At 67.0% G+C, this 1917-nt stretch carries 3 protein-coding genes; 1 reads left to right on the top strand and 2 read right to left on the bottom strand.

Going from position 1 to position 1917, the window contains the following annotated elements:
• Together dapC and fdxA are read right to left on the bottom strand one after the other, a co-directional pair.
• A partial coding sequence (gene dapC, locus AC2VOK_RS01770; protein ID WP_428898948.1) for a succinyldiaminopimelate transaminase occupies window positions 1–707 on the bottom strand: 707 nt, incomplete at its 3' end.
• A gap of 63 nt (window positions 708–770) precedes the next feature.
• Window positions 771–1097, bottom strand: a complete 327-nt coding sequence (gene fdxA / locus AC2VOK_RS01765; RefSeq protein ID WP_428898946.1) for a ferredoxin — start codon at window positions 1095–1097, stop codon at window positions 771–773.
• 353 nt (window positions 1098–1450) lie between these two features.
• Between fdxA and AC2VOK_RS01760 the strand changes: the two genes are divergently transcribed.
• Window positions 1451–1786: a hemophore-related protein gene (locus AC2VOK_RS01760; protein WP_428898947.1), complete on the top strand. Its 336-nt coding sequence runs from the start codon at window positions 1451–1453 to the stop codon at window positions 1784–1786.
• Window positions 1787–1917 lie beyond the last annotated feature (131 nt).

The following is a 1917-nucleotide window of genomic DNA, read 5'->3' as shown; positions in this document are numbered from 1 at the left end:
ACGAAACCTGCCCGGTAGCCGGCCAGCGACGAGCTCTTCGACAGCGAGTGGATCGCCAACAGACCGGTATGGTCACCGTCGCAGACCGACGGATGCAGCACCGACAGGGGCCCCGGGGGCTCGGCATCCCAGCCCAAACCCAGGTAGCACTCGTCGGAGGCCACCACGCAGCCGCGCTCGCGCGCCCAGCCGATGACCTTGCGTAGGTGCTCGACGCCCAGAACGCGTCCCGTCGGGTTGCTCGGCGAGTTCAGGTAGACCAGCGCCGGGGGCCGCGGGCCCAACTGGGTCAGCGAGTCGGCGCGCAGCACCTGCGCCCCGGCCAGCCGGGCACCGACCTCGTACGTCGGATATGCCAGCTCCGGCACCGCGACCACGTCCCGGCCCGCAAGCCCCAGCAGCGTCGGCAGCCAGGCGATGAATTCCTTGCTGCCGATCACCGGCAGCACCGCCGCCTCGCTGAGCCCGCTGACGGCGAAGCGGCGCGTCAGCGCCGCCACCGCCGACGCGCGCAGTCCCGGGGTGCCGGCCGTCGTGGGGTACCCCGGCGCTGATCCGGCAGCCGTCAGCGCCGCCCGGATCAGTGGTGCGACAGGGTCGACCGGCGTGCCGACGGACAAGTCGACGATTCCATCCGGGTGGGCCGCCGCCAGGGCTTTCGCCTCGACCAACGTGTCCCAGGGAAACTCCGGCAGGGACGCCGACACCTTCGCGCGCGCCGGGAGCGCCCTCACCCGCCGAGCCGGGCCGGGCTCATGCGGCACTGCGGCTCAGTCGCCCTCGCCTTGAGGCGGCAGGTCCTTGACCACCTGCGGGTCGTTCTCGGTCATGCCGACCTTGGCCGCGCCTCCGGGCGAGCCCAGCTCGGCGAAGAAATCGGCGTTGATCTGCGTGTACTGGCTCCACTCGTCTGGCACATCGTCTTCGTAGTAGATGGCTTCGACAGGGCAGACCGGTTCGCAGGCCCCGCAGTCGACGCATTCATCCGGATGGATGTACATCATCCGGGCACCCTCGTAAATGCAGTCGACCGGGCACTCCTCGATGCATGCCTTGTCTTTGATGTCGACGCAGGGTTCGGCGATCGTGTACGTCACAGACGTCTCCTCGTCCTGATCAGTGTGGGCTGCTCAATGTGAACTGTTCTCAATGTGAACTGCTGTTGTGGGCTCGCCGCGGACCGCTGGGTCCCGGTGGGCAAGCGTTCGGTTACTGATACTAAACGTTGCACACACGTCGGCCACATGGCACGCCCATCAGCGGTCATGTAACGCGCACCACCGCGGCGCCAACCTCGCCCCGGTCGCATTCGGGGACCATTTTGTTCAAAAACCGTACGATGGCGAGGGTGCCCGCGCGGACTGGTAATCTCGAACGGGACGGCAACCGTCTGGTCAGTCGTCGGCGCCGTTTTCGGCGGTGCAATGAATGTGGAAGGTGTCCATTTATGGTGAAGCTGTCTTTGGCCAAGGTCGCTGCCGCGGCCGGTGGCGTGGCATTGGTGTTTGCTGCGGGGTCCGGGGTCGCGTCCGCAGAGCCTGATATGAGCCCCATCATCAACACGACCTGCAACTACGGGCAGGTCATGGCGGCGCTCAACGCGACTTCGCCCGGTGCTGCCGCCCAGCTCAGCGCGTCGCCGATCGCGACAAACTACCTGCGTCAGTTCCTCGCCTCCCCGCCCCAGCAGCGTCAGGCGATGGCCGCGCAGGTCCAGGCGATGCCGCAGGCCGCGCAATACTTCGGCGTCATCGAGTCGGTCGCCAGCAGCTGCAACAACTACTGAGAAATTCGCTGCGGGGAAATTCGCTGCGGGGAAATTCGCTGCGGGGAAATTCGCTGCGGGGCCGACCAAATCCATGACCGTGGGCTGCTCAGCGGCCGCTGAGAAGCCCACGGTCATGCGACCCGTGTGAC

This window comes from Mycobacterium sp. TH-M116 (genome assembly GCF_057473685.1).
The sequence above is the reverse complement of the archived record's forward strand: the minus strand, read 5'-3'. Positions and strand labels throughout refer to the sequence as shown.